Below are 16,933 nucleotides of genomic sequence, written 5' to 3' on the forward strand. Positions count from 1 at the left end.
GACCATGAGCAGCAGTCGACCCTGGCACGCGGCCTACGACGACGGAGTTCCCACCGAGCTCGACCTCGAGGCCGTCTGCCTGCCCGAAGCCCTCGCGCGAACGGCTTCGCGCTACGGCGCGCGCCCGGCCGTGACCTTCCTCAACGGGACGCTCACCTACGCCCAGCTCGATCGCGCGGCCAGCTCGTTCGCCGGGGCGCTGGTGTCGATGGGCGTGCAACAGGGCGATCGCGTCGCCATCCAACTGCCCAACCTGCCCCAGGCGGTCATCGCGTTCTACGGCGCCCTGCGCGCGGGAGCCGTGTGCGTGATGACGAATCCGCTCTACACGCTGCGCGAGGTCGAGCACCAGTGGGCCGACGCGGACTGCAAGGTCGCGATCACCAGCGACTTCACGTGGATGGGGCTCCTGCGCGAGAACCGCGCGCGCCTGCGTCCCGAGCGCTACATCATCGCGTCGATCCCCGAGTACCTGCGCTTTCCGCTGAACCTGCTCGCGCCGCTGAAGCTGAAGCGCCAGGACCCGCCGCGCTGGGCGAAGGTCCCGGCCGAGAAGGGCGTCTCGCGCTTCAAGCGCCTCGTCGACTCGCACGCGCCACTGACGGCGCGACCCGTCCTCGACTTCGACGGGCTCGCGCTGCTGCAGTACACGGGTGGTACGACCGGACTGTCGAAAGGCGCGATGCTCAGTCACCGCAACCTGTCTGGCAACGTGCAGCAGATCGTGGCCTGGTTCACGCGCGCCGAACCGGGCAGTGAAGTGCTTCTGACGGCCCTGCCGCTCTTCCACGTCTTCGGCCTGACGGTCTGCATGAACTACGGCGTGTGGATGGGGGCGCAGCTCGTGCTGCAGCCGAATCCGCGCGACTACGCGGCCCTGATCAAGTCGATCGAGAAGGAGCGCGTGACGCTCTTCCCGTCGGTTCCGGCGCTGTTCAACGCGTTGAACGAGTACCCGGGCATCGAGAGCCACGACCTGTCGTCGATCAAGGCCTGTTTCTCGGGTTCCGCGCCGATCGCGCGCGACGTGCTCGAGCGCTTCGAGCGCCTGACGGGAGCGACGATCGTCGAAGGGTTCGGCATGAGCGAGACCTCGCCGGTGACGCACGTGAACCCGCTCCTGGGTGAACGTCGGATCGGGACCGTCGGCGTGCCCGTCTCGAGCACCGACGCCCGCGTCGTCGACGTGGAGGATCGGACCACGCCGGTCGAGCTGGGCCAGGAGGGCGAACTGATCGTCAGTGGGCCGCAAATCATGCAGGGCTACTGGAACCGCCCCGAAGAGACGGCCGAGGCCCTGCGCGACGGTTGGATGCACACGGGCGACCTGGCGACGATGGACGAGAGTGGCTACTTCAAGATCGTCGGGCGCATGAAGGACATGATCAACTGCGGTGGACTGAAGGTCTTCCCGGACGAGGTCGACGGCGTGCTCATGGCGCACGAGGACATCCTGGAAGCCGCCACGATCGGCGTGCCCGATCCGCGGCGCGGTGAGACGGTCAAGTCGTTCGTCGTGCGCCGGCCCGGTTCGTCGCTCGACGAAGCCGGTGTCGAGGCCTGGGCCCGCGCGAACCTGGCGGCGTACAAGATTCCGCGGCAGGTCGAGTTCCTCGACGAACTGCCGAAGAGCACCGTGATGAAGGTGCTGCGACGCGAACTTCGCGACCGTGAAGTGGCGCGACGCGCCGCCTCGGGAGAGGACGACGCGTCGCACGCGGACTGAACGGCCGAGCCCGCTCCAAAGGCCGCGGTTTCAGGCGGCCGGTTGGCCTTCGTCGCGCTCGTCGGACTCGGTCTGCGAGTGCGAAGCCGGTTCGTGGGCCGTCTCGAGGTACTCGTCCAAGCTGAACGAGTCGACCGCGACCGCGTCGTCGCGCGCAGCTTCCGCCGCGCGGATCGCGCTGGCCTCGTCGGCGTCGATCACCGCCAGCTCGACGGCGCGGTCCAGCGCACCGAGCACGGGCCCGCGTTCGAGCTTCTTCTTGTGCATCGCGCGCTTGACCTTCTTGACGGCCGGCGCGGCGCCGACACAGAGCTCGAACGCGCTCTCGAGACGGCGCAGGTGCTCCGTCGGAGCCTGCGGCATGTAGAGACCGCCGAAGAGGCGTTCGCGTTGTTCGCCCGGCGCCTGCATGAGAGCGGCGACCGCCACCGTGGCTTCGTCGCCGGGCGCGCGACCGATCGGGTTGAGACGCAGCATGAAGCGCACCGGCCACTTGAACACCCAACCGATGCCCGGGATCGACAGGTTCGCGAGCAGCGCCTCGAACGAGTTCTGCACGCGACCGAAGGCGGCGTCCAGGCTGTAGCGGACGAACGGCAGGTCCTCGCGGCGCTGGCCCTCGGCCTCGAAGCGGCGCAGGACCGCGGTGATCAGGTACATCTCGACGAAGATGTCGGCGAAGCGACCGGTCAGCGCCTCGCGCCGCTTCAGGTTACCTCCCAGACCGGCCATCGCCGTGTCCGCCAGGGTGGCGAAGGTCGATGAGGTCCAACCGAGCTTCTTCCAGTAGCCCGCGGTCGGCCCCGAGACGGGGGACGCGGCGACCAGGCCGCGCGTGAGCCACATGACCTTCGCGCGGCAGGTGTTGCGCACCACGTGACCGACGTGGCCCCAGAAGGCCTGGTCGAAGCCGGTGAGATCGCGCTCCTCCATGGCGCGGATCTCCTTGTAGGCGAACGGGTGCGAGCGCACGGCACCCTGTCCGAAGATCATCAGCGTGCGCGTCAGGATGTTCGCGCCCTCGACCGTGATCGAGATCGGCGCCGCGTAGTACGCGTTCGACAAGAGGTTCCGCGGACCGCGCGAGATGGCGGCGCCGCCGAGGATGTCCATCGCGTCGTTGATGCAGTGGCGCGCGGTCTCGGTGAAGCTGTACTTCGCCATCGCGGTGACCACCGCGGGCTTCTGGCCCGAGTCGATCGCGCCGCAGGTGTAGCGGCGCGCCGCCTCCAGCACGTAGGCCGAACTTCCCAGGCGCGCCAACGGTTCAGCGATGCCCTCGAAGTTGCCGATCGACATGCCGAACTGCTGCCTGACGGCCGCGTAGGCGCCCGCGATGCGCGAGAGGTTCTTGGCGGTCGCCGTGCTCGAGGCGGGCAGAGCGATGCCACGTCCGGCCGAGAGCGCTTCCATCAGCATCTGCCAACCGCGTCCGGCACCCTCGGCGCCGCCGATGATCGTGCTGACCGGGACGACGACGTCGTGCCCTTCGGTCGGGCAGTTGTAGAACGGCACGCCCAAGGGGTCGTGGCGACGGCCCAGGACGACGCCCTTCGTGTCGCTCGGCACGAGCGCGCAGGTGATGCCGGGGTTCGTGCCCTTGCCGAGCAGGTTGTCCGGGTCGCGCAGCTTGAACGCCAGACCGAGAACGGTCGAGATCGCCGCGAGCGTGATGTAGCGCTTGCTCCAGGTCAGGCGCAGGTAGAGCTCGCCGTCGTCGCCGCGGAAGACATCACCGTGCGACGTCATCGAACCGGCGTCCGAGCCCGCGTTCGGCTCGGTCAGTGCGAAGCAGGGGATCTCTTGGCCCTTGGCCAGGCGCGGCAGCCAGTGATCGCGCTGCTCCTGCGTGCCGTGGTGCAGCAAGAGTTCGGCCGGCCCCAGCGAGTTGGGCACCATGACCGTGATTCCGAGCGTCCCCGAGCGCGAGCTGAGTTTGGCGATGATGCGGCTCTTCGCCTCGGCCGAGAATCCGCGCCCGCCGTACTCGGTCGGGATCAACAGGCCGAAGAAGCCGTCGTCCTTGAGCGCCTGCCAGACCTCGGGTGCGAGGTCGCGCCGCTGGATCACTTCCCAGTCGTCGCACAGCTCGCACACGCGTTCGACCGGTCCGTCGAGGAAGGCCTGCTCGTCGGCGGTGAGGTCGGGATAGTTCTCCGTCACCAGCTTCGCCACGTCCGGGCGGCCGCTGAACAGTTCGCCGTCCGCCCAGACCGTTCCGGCCTCGAGGGCTTCGCGCTCGGTGTCCGAGATCGCGGGCAGGAACTTGAGTGCGCGCATGATCCCCATCACCGGGCCCGTGGCGACCACGCGGCGGACCGGCGGGAAGCTGAGCGCGGCACCGATCACGCCGACCGCGACGAGCAGCCACCACGGCGCTCCCCAGGTGAAGGCGAGCAGCACCGACGCGACGGTCCAGGCGAAGCCCGGGACACCGAAGAAGCCGAGGACGAGCAGGACGACTCCGGTGAGGAGCACCCCGAGGAGCGGTTGAGTGAGGAACCAGGCGTGCATGGCGATAGTGGTCGGGAGTGGCGGGATCTCGAACGGATCCGACGGTGTGGATCGACCGCCGACGTGGGGTGACCCAAGACCGGATCGCCCCCACGATCGTGGGAGCACCGTAGCGGGATGTGCAGGGTCGCGTCGGTCGGCGATGGATCGGCGCGGGGGGGACTCCCTCGGGCGACCCGTGCGCGGGCCTCTTCCCAGGGCTGCACCTGCGGGGCGAGCCCGGCGCGGAGGGTGGGCCAGGTGCGAGGGGCCGAGACACGATGGAAGGCCATGGACGCCACGCTCCCCTGGCCCGAGAACGCCCCCGCCGCGGGCGCGTCGCTGCGCATCGACGAACCCGAACCGGGCCTGCTGCGGCTGGTTCCCGACCCTCCGCACCGCAGCTTCCCGGTGCTGGACGGCCCGCTCCTCGAGGACCTGGAGGCGGCGGTCACGCGGATCGAGAGCGAGCGCCCGCGCGGCGTGCTGATCGCCGGTCGGCGTCCGGACCAGTTCCTCGCCGGCGCCGACGTGCACGCGATCCGGCGCGTCCGGGATCCGCGCGTCGTCGAATCCGTGGTCCGCACCGTGCACCGGCTCTACGACCGGATCGAAGCCCTTCCGTGCACGGTCGTGGCGGCGGTGGGTGGACCCGTTCCCGGTGGTGCTTTCGAACTCTGCCTGGCGTGCGACACGATCGTGCTGGCGAACGATCCGCGCACGCGCATCGGCTTGCCCGAGACGAAGCTCGGCCTGCTTCCGGCCTGGGGCGGCCTGCACCGGCTCACCCGTCGCGTCGGCGTCCCGACCGCGCTCGACGCGATCCTCACCGGCCGTCTCTACGATCCGCGTCGCGCCAAGCGTCTGGGCCTCGTCGACCGACTGACGGCGCCCGAGTACCTCGAACGCATCGGTGCCGACCTGGCGCTCGGCCGCGAGCCCTTGGCCGTCCACGACCGCGGACGCCGGGCGTTCTTCATCGATCGCAATCCGCTCGTCCGCGCGGTCGTCGGCCGGGCGGCCCGCAAGCAGCTGGACGAGAAGACGGGCGGACACTATCCCGCGCCCTACGTGGTGCTCGAGAAGGTGCTCGAAGCGCCGTCGGTCCCGCGCGGGCTGTGGGCCGAACGCGAAGCCGTCGCGGCCGGGCGCCTGGTCGCGACCGACGCCTGTGCGAACCTGATCGATCTGTTCCTAGGGATGGAGGAGCAGAAGCGTCTGGGCGAAGGCGCCGACCGCGCGAGGAGCGCGTGCGAACCGCCCGCCAGGAGGATCGGCGTCGTCGGCGGTGGCGTGATGGGCGCTGGAATCGCCAGCGCACTGGCGCTCTCGGGCGCCGACGTGCGCCTGTGCGACCTGGACCGCGGAGCGCTCGACCGCGCCGTCGCGAGCCACCGCAAGGCGGTCGGAAAGCGACTGCGACGCGACGGGTCGGCTGCCCGTGACGCGGCCACCGATCGCCTGACCGTGGCGACCGATCTCGCGAGTCTGGGGCGCTCGGACGTCGTGATCGAAGCGGTCGCCGAGAACCTGGACGTGAAGCGCCGTGTGTTCGCGGAGCTGGAGCGCAACGCCCCGAACGCGCGTCTCGCTTCGAACACGTCGTCCCTGTCGATCACCGAGCTGGCGCGCGACCTGGCCCGTCCGGAACGCTTCGTCGGCCTGCACTTCTTCAATCCGGTGAGCCGCATGCCGCTCGTCGAGGTCGTGCGCGGAACGGCGACGGACGACGCGACGTTCCAGGCCGCGGCACGCATCGCTCTCGAACTGGGCAAGACACCCGTCGCCGTGCGCGACGTGCCCGGTTTCCTGGTCAATCGCCTCCTGGGCCCGTACCTCGACGAGGCGGTCCACCGCTTCGTGCAGGGCGCTTCGGTGGAGCGCGTCGACATCGCCGCGCGCGACTTCGGGATGCCGATGGGGCCCTACGAGCTGCTCGACGAGGTTGGGCTCGACATCGCCCAGCACGCGTCGAAGTCCCTGTTCGAGGGCTACGGCGAGCGCATGCGTCCGACCGAGGGTCTGGGGCGACTGGTACACCCGCGGCGCCTCGGGAAGAAGACCGGGCTCGGCTTCTACGTCCACGACGCGAAGAAGCAGAAGCGCCCGCGTCCGGCCGACGACCTGGTCCAGTTCCAGGGCCGCTCGGCGTCGAGTGCCTCGTCGGCCGATTCGTTCGACGCGTGCCTCTACGCGTTGTTGGCCGAAGCGGTCCGCAGCCTGGAGGAAGGCGTCGTCGGATCGGCTCGCGAGCTCGATCTGGCCGTCGTCCTGGGGACCGGTTTCGCGCCCTTCCGCGGCGGTCCGCTGCACCACATCGACAGCGTCGGCGCAGCCGAGGTCGTGCGCCGTCTCGAGAGCTTCGCCAACGCGGCTCGGAAGGCTGGACTCGAGTCGGGTCGCGCGCGTTTCGAGCCGCCGCGACTCCTCGTGCGCATGGCCGAGAGGGGCGAGACGTTCCTGGCCGACGATCGCGAGCGCGCGGCGGGCGCGGCCTGAGGACCGCGGCTCGTCCGCGGCACCTCGGCTGGTATCCTTCGGGTCGATCGACCCCCCAGATCACCTGCCGCGGAGCTCCCTTGGGCGAACACGACGTCTCTCTCCAGAACGACAACGAACGCCTGCGCGCCTTCACGCGGGCCCTGCTCGAGGACGTCCGCGTCCTCGAACAGATGCTCGACACGCCGGGCCTCTTCGAGACGGGCGTGCGGCGCATCGGGGCCGAACAGGAGCTGTTCGTCGTCGATGCGGGTCTGCGCCCGTCGATGCGCGGGCACGAGCTGCTCGCCGAGCTGCCGCACTCGTCCTTCACCGCCGAACTCGGGCGCTTCAACCTCGAGATCAACCTCGAACCGCGCGTCTTCGAGGGCCGGTGCCTGCGCGACATGGAGGAGGAGCTGGAGCGCACGTTGAGGCTGGCGCGCGTGGCGGCGGCGAACCACGGCTCGCGCATCGCCATGGCGGGCATCCTGCCGACGCTCGGCACCGAGCACCTGACGCTCGACGCGATGACGCCGAACCCGCGCTACCTCGAGCTCAACCGGGCTCTGACGGGCATGCGGGGCGGGACCTTCCAGACCTACATCAAGGGTTCGGACGAGCTGAGCCTCGAGCACGACAACGTGATGCTCGAGGCCTGCAACACTTCGTTCCAGGTGCACTTCCAGGTGGCGCCCGACGAGTTCACCGAGCTCTACAACCTGGCGCAGATCGTGACCGCGCCGGTCCTCGCGGCGGCCGTCAACTCACCGGTGCTCCTGCAGCACCGCCTCTGGCAGGAGACGCGCGTCGCGCTGTTCCAGCAGTCGCTCGACTCGCGCAGCACGGCCGAACAGGAGCGCGGACACCGCACGCGCGTGAGCTTCGGCGACCGCTACCTCGAGCGTTCGATGATCGAGCTCCTGCGCGAGGACATCGCCCGCTTCCGCACGATCATCGCGTCCGACGACGTCGAGGACTCGGCCGAGGTCCTGCGCAACGGCGGCGTTCCGAGGCTGCGCGCGTGGTGCCTGTTCAACGGCACGGTCTACCGCTGGAACCGACCGTGCTACGGGATCAGCCAGACGCCGGACGGCCCGCGCCCGCACCTGCGGATCGAGAACCGCGTGCTGCCGGCCGGTCCGAGCGTGCTCGACGCCATGGCGAACTCGGCCTTCTACTTCGGCCTCATGTCGGCGCTGGGCAGCGAGATCGGCGAGCCGACGAAACGTCTGCCGTTCGAGGACGTGAAGTCGAACTTCACCGCCGCGTCGCGCTACGGCCTGAAGGCCCGCTTGACCTGGTTCGACGGCGAGGAACTGTCGGCGGCGCGCCTCGTGCTCGCACTGCTGCCGACCGCGCGTCGGGGGCTCGAGAGCCACGGCGTCAGGACCGAGGACATCGATCGCTACCTCGCACCGATCGAGGAACGCGCCACGACCGGTCGCACCGGCGCGCAGTGGCTGTTGGACTCGCTGCGCGGCCTGGAGACCGCCGTTCCGAACAAGGACGCGCGCTTCCGGGCCGTGACCGAGGCGATGATCACCCAGCAGGAGTCGGGCGCGGGTGTCGCTCAGTGGCCGCTCGCCGAGGCGATCGTCGACTCCGACTGGCGCGACAGCTTCCGCACGGTGGGGCAGATCATGACGCGCGAGCTGTTCACGGTGCACCCCGAGGACCTCGTCGACCTGGCCGCCAGCATGATGGAGTGGGAGCACGTCCGTCACGTTCCGGTCGAGGACCACGAGGGTCGCCTGGTCGGCATCGTCGGACACCGGTCGCTCTTGCGCATCGTCGGTCGTGGAGCGAAGGAGTCGATCAAGCCGGTCGCCGTCCGCGAGATCATGAAGCCGGACCCGATCACCATCTCACCGGACGCTTCGACGCTCGACGCGATCGCGCTGATGCGCCTGCACAAGCTCGCCTGCTTGCCCGTGGTGAAGAACCAGAAGCTGGTCGGCATCGTGACCGAGCACGACTTCATGGGAGTGGCGCGCGAACTGCTGGAACGGGAGCTGTCGGCGGAATGAACATGGGCTCGGCCAAGTTGTCAGGAGCGCCCGCGCCGGACCGCGGACGCGTGATCGCGCGCCTCGGTCCGGAGGGAGCGCCGCTGTTCGTCGCGACCTCGGGCCTGCACGGGAACGAGCGCGAGGGCGTCGAAGCACTCGAACGTATCGCCAAGCAGCTCGAGCCGATGGCCGAGCGTCTGCGCCGGCGCGTCCTCTTCCTGCGCGGGAACCTCTCGGCCCTGCTCGCGCGCCAGCGGTTCGTCGACACGGACCTGAACCGGCACTTCGAGGTCGAGCGCATCGACGCCCTCTTGTCGGGCGTCGGCCCGACCTGTTCCGAGGACGTCGAACTGCTGGCCGTCATCCGCGAGATCCGGCACGAACTCGACGTCGCGCCGGGCAAGGCCTTCCTGCTCGACCTGCACAGCACCTCCGCGGCCGGTCCGCCGTTCTGCCTGGCAGCGGACACGTTGGCCAATCGCCGGATCGCGGCCGGACTCCCGCTGCCGCTGATCCTGGGGATGGAGGAGGGCATCGACGGCACGCTCCTCTCGTGGTTCGCGGAACAGGGCTACGACCACATGGGCGTCGAGGGCGGTCGAATCGGGGATCCGCACGCCACGGTGCACTGCGAAGCGGCGGCCTGGCTGATGCTGGAGCGCAACGGAGCGCTGCTGGCCCGGGACGTGCCGCGCCTCGAGGAACACCGCGCGGTCCTGGCAGCGGCGTCGACGGGTGGTCCCGACATCGTGGCCGTGCTCTACCGCCACCCCGTGGCGGCGACCGACGAGTTCCGCATGGTGGCGGGCTTCACCAGCTTCGATCGCGTCGCCCGCGGCCAGCTGCTCGCCCACGACGTCCGCGGCGATCTCCTGTGCCCCTTCGACGGTCGAGTCCTCCTGCCCCTCTATCAGGGTCAGGGCACCGACGGCTACTTCATCGGTCGCGAGGCCGGTCGCTTCGCGCGCCTGGCTTCGTCCGTGGCGCGCCGCCTCTTCGGTCGACGGGCGCTGGCGCTCCTGCCGGGAATCGCGCTCGAGGGTGAACGGGCGCTGCGCGTGGCCCTGCACGACGCCACCGGTTGGCGCCTCGCGGTCTGTCGCTTCCTCGGCTTCTGGCGGCAGCGGCCCAACGGTCCGAACTTGATCCTGTCGCGGCGGCCCCAGTGAAGAGCGAGAGCAGCGCCGGCTCCGGGTTCGCGCGTGGTCGCCGCGCGCGAGAATTCGGCGAGCGGGCGAAGACAGGCGGCTCGCGCGCGTCGGAGTCCGGCGTGAGCGAGGAGATCGTGAACGCGAGCAGGACCGCAGGGACGGTCGGGGACGTCGCGCCCGAGGAGCCGCCCACGCCCGAGGCCGACTTCGAGTCGAGGCCGCTCGCGCGACGCTCTCCCGCGACGATCCTGGTCACGGGCGGAGAGGGCTTCATCGGATCCGTGCTCGTGCGCGAGCTCGCGCGGCGCGGACACCGCGTGCGGGTCCTCGACGACCTGAGCGGCGCGAACGTGTCCCGGGCCACGGCGGGCGGCGCGATCGGTGGGGGAGCCGGCGGCGACGCCCGTGGGCCTTGCGAACCGCTCGACGGGGTCCAGCGGTTCGTCGGCTCGGTCGCCGATCCGGGCACCGTCGCGCGTGCGATGCGCGACTGCGACACGGTCGTCCATCTCGCCGCCGTGGTCGGCGTGCGCCGGGTGCTGCGCGATCCGGAGCACACCCTGCGCATCAACTGGGACGGCGCGCGAACCGTCGCGACGGAGGCCCACCGCTGCGGCGCGCGACTCCTGTTCGCCTCGTCGTCGGAGGTGCTCGGCCCCGGTGCGACCGGCTCCGCGGCAGGGTTCCGGCTCGCCGAGGGGCACAGGCCGCTCGCTGGCATCGGCACCAGCGTGCGCTGGTCCTACGCCGTCGCCAAGCTCGCCGGCGAGCGCCTCGTGCACGAACTGGCGAACGGACCCGACCCCCTGCGCGGTCGATCGGTGCGCTTCTTCAACACGACCGGCCCGGGACAGTCGCCGACCTCGGGCATGGTTCTGCCCGTCCTCGTCGCGCGCGGCCTCGCCGGTCGCACGCTCGAGGTGCACGGCAGTGGTGAACAGGTCCGCAGCTTCTGCCACGTCGACGACACCGTGCGCGCGCTCGTCGGACTGCTGGAGGCGCGCGATCTGCGCTGGGACGGCGGCGTGCACCACGTGGGGAGCGAAGAAGCCGTGACGGTCGGCGAACTGGCCCGGCGTGTGGGCGAACGGCTCGGGGTGGGCGTCGAACACGTGGCCTACGAGCGTGTGTTCGGTCCGGGCTTCGAGGACGTCCACCACCGCGTCCCGGACACCGCTGCCCTGCGCGCGGCGATCGGCTGGGAGCCGCGCATCGGGTTGGACGCGTTGATCGACGACGTGATCGAGCACCAGCGCCGGACGCTCGCGGACGCGGGTGCTCGGAACGTGCGAACACGCGGCGAGGCGGCGGCGTGCGCGGCCGAACGGAACGAGCCGAACGCCCCGGTCGCCGCGATTCAGCGCGCGGCGACGCCGTAGCGGACGAGGCGCAGGCCGCCGAAACGCTCGACGGTGCTCGGTCCGAAGCGTGCGGCCAGTCGCGACCACAAGGGGTGCGACTCCGGGAGTCCGCGCACCGCGACCACCAGACCCACGAGCGGCGGTGCGTCGGCTGGACGCGCGTCCAGCGCTTCGGCGAGTCCGTAGTACGCGTCGTGCTCGAGCCACTCGAACTCGGGTTCGAATCCGCGCTCGATCTCGAGGCGCTCGACCTCGTAGCGAAAGCCCTGGGCATGAGGGAAGAGCGCCGGCTGCCACTCGATCGGTGCGAACGGAACGCCGGGAACGCACAGCTCGACGGCTCGCGCCGTGGCTCCGCGGTAGTCCTCGGCGCCCGGGTCGCTCGCGACGAGGAACGACTGCAGCGCCAGAGGAACTGCGACCAGAAGCCCGAGAACGGCGCGCCAGCTGGGACGTGGCAACGAGGCGAGACCGATCCCGGCGAGCACGACGAGCGCGAGCCCGGAAGCGCTCAGGTACTTCGGATCGAATCCGGAGCGCGCGAACAGGTGCGAGGCGACCGCCGCCCACACGGGCAACACGAACACCTGGGCGAGCAACAACGCCGCGGTCACGGGACGCACCGCGCGGACCCGACGCCATCCCAGGACGGCCAGGAGAAGGAGACCGCCCGCCGCCAGCGTGGCCCACAGCGCGAGCCACGGCGGCGCGAGGTCGAGCCTGCGCACGGACAGCCCGCCGAAACTGTCCACGAAAGCCCGCAGACCGGCTGCGCCGCGGCCGGGCCACAGTCCGTGCTCCAGCTGGCGCACGAAACCGAACGCGTACCAGGGCGCGGCGAGCAGCAGGCCGCCCGCGACGACCGCGATCGAACGTGGGTTCGCAAGGACCCCCGTCGCTCGGCGCCGGACCGTCGGGACGCTCACGACCACGAGTGCGGCGACCGCCAGGTGGTGCCAGGCGAAGTAGTGGGTGAGCAACGCACAGCTCAGCACCGGGGCCGCCCAGAGCGGCAGGCGCCCAGTGCGCTCGGCGCGTTCGACCGCGAGCGCCAGCGCCAAGAGGCACGCCCCGAGCAGCCCGTACATGCGCGCTTCGGACGACGCCATCACCGCCTGGGGCGCCACCGCGGCGAATGCCAAGGCCCAGAGGGCGCCGCGGTTCTCGGCGACGGACCCGCTCGCCGAGCCCAGGAGGCGGGCCCCCAGGATCAGGACCAGGGCGAGGGCCAGCACTCCGGCCAAGAGGCTCGGGGTGCGCAGAGCCAACGAGCCCTCGCCGAATGCCGCGCGCGAGACGTGGACCAGGGCGAACGAAAGGGGCGGGTGGTTGTCGTCCGCGCAACTCTCGACGAGCGCCGCGAGGTCCGCGGACCGCGCGTGGAAGAGCGTGTGGAACTCGTCCAACCACAGACTGTTGTGCACTGCCGCCGCGCCTCGAAGCGCCAGTCCGACGGCCCCGAGCGCGAGGGCGCTGACGAGGACGATCCCTCGGGTCGCAGGCGCCGCCGGCCCGTGGGGGGTCCGGGGGTGCGGCTCCCTCTCGGGCTGATCGTTCGCGCTCGTCATCGCTCTCGCCCCGCGGGTGGTCCGGGTTCGGATAACCTTAGAGCGCACCAGCCTTGGAACCTCCGCCCGAGCGAGCGCCTGTCCCCACGCGGGGCGCGGGAGCCCTGCGCGCGCGGCGGATGGACGGCTTCGGTGGGGATCGTCGCCCGGCACCCATCCACCTCGCTCCGTCCAAGGCCGAGGCCTGACGCGACCGAAGTTCTTCCCGACTCGGTAGCCAGTCAACAACCACGACGATCCGGCCCCCGTCGCCTCCTCGGCCACGAAAAAGAGCCGGCTCGTCAGAACACCCATCCACGCTTCCGACGTCCAAGAAGGCATGTACACCCGACTCTCCACCCTCGGTCTGGTCGCTGCGGCGGCCATCTGCGCCGCACCGACGGCGACCGCCCAGACCCCGCTGACCACCGAACTGGTCGCGGACGGTTTCACCGGCCCCGTGTGGGCGGGCTCGCCTCCCGGTGACGACCGCATCTTCGTCGTCGAGAAGCGCGGCACGATCCAGATCATCGACGGCTCCGGCTCGGTGCTCCCGACGCCCTTCCTGGACATCAACAGTCTGGTCGGAGGCTTCGCGACGGGCAACGACGAGCGCGGCCTGTACACGATGGCCTTCCACCCGAACTTCGCGACGAACGGCAAGTTCTTCGTCTACTTCTACAACAACAACGACCAGACGGTCGCGCGCCAGTACACGCTGACGAGCGCGAACGTGGCCGACGCGAGCTCGGGCCTGACCTTCTATCGCGTCACGCAGCCGTTCCCGAACCACAACGGCGGTGACCTGAAGTTCGGACCCGACGGGATGCTGTACCTCGGCACGGGTGACGGCGGATCGGCCAACGACCCCGGCTGCCGCGCGCAGAACCGTCTCGAGACCCTCGGTAAGATGCTGCGCTTCGACGTGAACAACGTCGTGCCGACCAGCGGTGGCAACGGCAACGCGGCCATCCCCCCGACCAACCCGGGCGTGGGCGATCCGACCACGGACGACCTCATCTGGCACACCGGACTGCGCAACCCGTGGCGCTGGAGCTTCGACCGCCTGACCGGCGAGATGTACATCGCCGACGTCGGCCAGAACGCCCGCGAAGAGGTGGACGTGGTCCCGTCCAACGTGGGCAACCTCAACTTCGGCTGGCGCGTCGAGGAAGGCACCCGCAACAACGGCAACGGCAGCTGCCCGCCCGGCACTCCCGCGTTCGGCAGCTCGGTCTACACGCGGCCGGTCTGGGAGTACACGCACTCCTTCGGCGCGTCGATCAGCGGTGGCTACGTCTACCGCGGTTGTGCGATCCCCGACCTGCAGGGCGAGTACTTCGTCGCCGACTTCCTGGCCGGTTCCTCCGACATCTGGAGCTTCAGCTACACGGGCACCGCGGTCCCGTTCAACAACGCCACGCAGCAGCGCGCTGCTGAACTCGATCCCCCCGGATCCCTCGGCCTCGGCCAGATCTCGTCGTTCGGCGAGGACGGTGCCGGTGAGCTGCTGATCGTCGACTACTCCGGTGGCGAGATCTTCCGCATCGTGCCGGACGGCGTCGCCCCCGCGGCCTGCCCGCCCCTCGTCTCGCGCTTCTCGCGTCTGTCGGTCTCGAGCGGTGGCACCCAGTACCTGGAACTGCACGCCGGCGCGAGCAACGCGGGCAGCGTGTACTTCATGGCGGGCACGACCTCGGGCACCTTCCCGGGCACCCCGGCCGGCAGCCTGACCCTGCCGATCAACGTCGACGCCTACACGCTCTTCCTGCTGCAGAACCCCGGCGCGCTGCCGTTGCTCAACTCCATCGGCGTCCTCGACGCGGACGGTCGGGCGGAAGCCCGCGTGCGCATCGCCCCGGGCGCGCTCGACGTGTCCTTCGTCGGCACGACCTTGCACCACGCCTACATCGTGCTCGACGGCATCGGGACCGTGACGCTGGCCTCGAACGCCGCGGAGTGCGTGCTCGAGCCCTGAGCCCGAGCCTGGCCCCGGTCCGGTCACAGCACCGGATCGAAGCCACCCGAACCGTGCGCGCGGGCGCCGTCCAAGGCTGGGCGGCGCCCGCGCTCCGTTCGGGGCCGCTCGCGGGCGCGGAGGTGCGAACCCGGGCCGTCGGTGGGGGGTGGGACCTGGGTGGACGGATGCCAGCAAAGGGGCCTCGTGGTCGCGCGCTCCTTCGGCGCGCGGCCCCAGAGCCACCGCCAGCGTGGTCGCGACCGCGATCGCGACGCCCCGCTGGTCGGTCGAGGCGGTCCCGCCAGGCTCGGACGTCTCCCTGCGACCGAGGCGCTACCCCCGCTCGGTTCGGGAGGACGGCGCGATCCGGGCGTTCGCCGCGGAACGTCGCGTCGAATCGACACGTCCGCAACTCGTCGCTGCGTCCCACGCTGCGCGATCGGTGACCTCCGCTCCCGACCTCGCGTCCGGATCGGGACTATGGTTCGGCGCACAACGAACGGTCGCCAGGGGGCGTCCGTGCCCGCTCGTCGTTCGATGTACGAAAAAGCTTCTCTTCCGACCGCCGTCTGCGCGGCCCTCCTGTTCGTGGCGCCCGATGCGCGCGGCCAGCTCCCCGTTCGTCTCGAGTTCGAGGTCGGAGGCCTCCAGAACCCGACCGATGTGACGGCTCCGGTGGGGGATTCGCGACTGTTCGTGACCGAGCAGCTCGCCGGCCGCGTGCGCATCGTCGACGCGAACGGGACGCTCCTCCCCACGGCGTACCTCCAGCTCGGCAGCGATTTCGTGGCCGGTGGTGAGCGCGGCCTCCTCGGGCTGGCGTTCGATCCGAACTACGCGACGAACGGGCACCTCTTCGTCACCTACACCGACAGCCAGGGGCGCCTCGTCCTGTCGCGGTTCACGCGCTCGGTGACCAACCGGAACCAGGCCGACACCGCCTCGGAGGTGGTCCTTCTGCGCCTGGACCAGCCGTTCCTCGTCCACAAGGGAGCGGACCTCGACTTCGGTCCGGACGGCTACCTGTACATGACGGTCGGCGACGGCGGCGGCTCGGGTGACGGGACCTGCAGGCCGCAGGAGCTCGACACGCTGCTCGGCAAGGTGCTGCGCCTCGACGTGGCGCCCATCGACGCGACCGGATCCTACGGCATTCCGCCCGACAACCCGCTGATCGGCATCCCCGGCGCACTGCCCGAGATCCTGCACGGCGGGCTGCGCAATCCCTGGCGCTTCGGCATCGATCCGCTCAGCGGCGACCTGTGGATCGGTGACGTCGGCGAGAGCAAGTGGGAGGAGATCAACTGGGCCGATGCGGACGAACGACTCGTCAACTTCGGTTGGAAGATCATGGAGGGGCCCGACTGCTTCAACTCGCCGGGCTGCAACGGATCGAACTACCTGCCGTGCGGAAGTCCGTTGTTGCGGCAGCCGCTCTCGGCCTACACGCACATCGACGGGTGCGCCGTGATCGGTGGCCAGGTCTACCGCGGCACCGACATTCCGGCGCTGCAGGGCACATACCTGTACGCGGACTTCTGTTCGTCGAAGATCTGGGCGGTGCGTGGCTTCGAAGGACAACTCGTGTCGTTCGAGGAACTCACCGGCCAACTGCAGGCCTCGGCGTCCTACAGCTCACCCACGTCGATCGGGCGCGATGGCTTCGGTGAGCTCGTCATGGCGACGATCGGAGGCAGCCTCTACCGCTTCGTCCCCGAACCCAACTCCCCGACGCCGATCCATCCGCTCTCGGGCGACGTCGACGCGGTGTCGATCACGAGCGGCGGTGTGCAGACGCTCGAACTGGACGGAGGAGCGGACCGAGGCGGCTCGTTCTTCTTCATGAGCGGCACGGCCAGCGGCGTCCACCCCGGCCTGCCGATCGACGGCACGCTCGTCCCGATCGAGCTGGACGTCTACACGTTCCAGCTGCTCGACCCGACGGCGGGCAACGTCGTGACGCCGATCTTCGGTGTGCTGAACGGTCTGGGGCGCTCGCAGGTGCTCTTCGACCTCCCCGCCGGCGTGGTGGATCCGGGACTCGCGGGACTCACCCTGCACCACGTGTTCCTGGCCTTCGGGCGCGACTTCGCCTTCGAGTTCTGCAGCAACGCGGAGTCCGTGCGCCTCGATCCTTGAACGCGGACGACCGCGAGCGCTGACTCGGGGGCTCCACGCTTCCGACGTCAGGAACGATTCTCTCTA

General features: G+C 70.3%; 9 protein-coding genes. 7 read left to right on the top strand and 2 right to left on the bottom strand.

Annotated features, from left to right (window positions below; translation table 11 throughout):
• The first annotated feature begins 4 nt into the window (after window positions 1-4).
• A complete protein-coding gene (locus Pla163_RS09485) occupies window positions 5-1,726 on the top strand; it encodes a long-chain-fatty-acid--CoA ligase (RefSeq protein WP_145187058.1) in 1,722 nt (573 codons plus the stop codon).
• Window positions 1,727-1,756: 30 nt separating this feature from the next.
• Here Pla163_RS09485 and Pla163_RS09490 read toward each other — a convergent pair whose 3' ends face one another.
• Window positions 1,757-4,240, bottom strand: a complete 2,484-nt coding sequence (locus tag Pla163_RS09490; RefSeq protein WP_145187060.1) for an acyl-CoA dehydrogenase — start codon at window positions 4,238-4,240, stop codon at window positions 1,757-1,759.
• 270 nt (window positions 4,241-4,510) lie between these two features.
• Between Pla163_RS09490 and Pla163_RS09495 the strand changes: the two genes are divergently transcribed.
• The 4 genes from Pla163_RS09495 to Pla163_RS09510 all read left to right on the top strand — a co-directional run bounded on the left by Pla163_RS09495 (window position 4,511) and on the right by Pla163_RS09510 (window position 11,239).
• Complete coding sequence (locus Pla163_RS09495) at window positions 4,511-6,718, top strand: 3-hydroxyacyl-CoA dehydrogenase NAD-binding domain-containing protein (protein WP_419185748.1); 2,208 nt, start codon at window positions 4,511-4,513, stop codon at window positions 6,716-6,718.
• Between the two features lie 80 nt (window positions 6,719-6,798).
• The gene (locus Pla163_RS09500) at window positions 6,799-8,727 is read left to right on the top strand and encodes a CBS domain-containing protein (RefSeq protein ID WP_145187064.1); all 1,929 of its coding nucleotides are present in this window, start codon (window positions 6,799-6,801) and stop codon (window positions 8,725-8,727) included.
• Window positions 8,728-8,729: 2 nt separating this feature from the next.
• Window positions 8,730-9,878: a hypothetical protein gene (locus Pla163_RS09505; protein ID WP_419185749.1), complete on the top strand. Its 1,149-nt coding sequence runs from the start codon at window positions 8,730-8,732 to the stop codon at window positions 9,876-9,878.
• Between the two features lie 101 nt (window positions 9,879-9,979).
• Complete coding sequence (locus tag Pla163_RS09510) at window positions 9,980-11,239, top strand: NAD-dependent epimerase/dehydratase family protein (protein ID WP_419185750.1); 1,260 nt, start codon at window positions 9,980-9,982, stop codon at window positions 11,237-11,239.
• Here the strand turns inward: Pla163_RS09510 and Pla163_RS09515 are convergent.
• Window positions 11,218-12,627 (bottom strand): hypothetical protein, encoded by a 1,410-nt coding sequence (locus Pla163_RS09515; protein WP_419185751.1) that lies wholly within the window; start codon window positions 12,625-12,627, stop codon window positions 11,218-11,220. The two genes, Pla163_RS09510 and Pla163_RS09515, sit on opposite strands and share 22 nt — an antisense overlap.
• 481 nt (window positions 12,628-13,108) lie before the next feature.
• Here Pla163_RS09515 and Pla163_RS09520 point away from each other — a divergent pair, with 481 nt between their 5' ends.
• Both Pla163_RS09520 and Pla163_RS09525 read left to right on the top strand, forming a co-directional pair.
• Window positions 13,109-14,746 (top strand): PQQ-dependent sugar dehydrogenase, encoded by a 1,638-nt coding sequence (locus Pla163_RS09520; protein ID WP_145187072.1) that lies wholly within the window; start codon window positions 13,109-13,111, stop codon window positions 14,744-14,746.
• Window positions 14,747-15,265: 519 nt separating this feature from the next.
• Complete coding sequence (locus Pla163_RS09525) at window positions 15,266-16,867, top strand: PQQ-dependent sugar dehydrogenase (RefSeq protein ID WP_419185752.1); 1,602 nt, start codon at window positions 15,266-15,268, stop codon at window positions 16,865-16,867.
• Window positions 16,868-16,933 lie beyond the last annotated feature (66 nt).

Origin of the sequence: Rohdeia mirabilis (assembly GCA_007750655.1) — a bacterium.
In the GTDB taxonomy this organism is placed as follows: domain Bacteria; phylum Planctomycetota; class UBA1135; order UBA1135.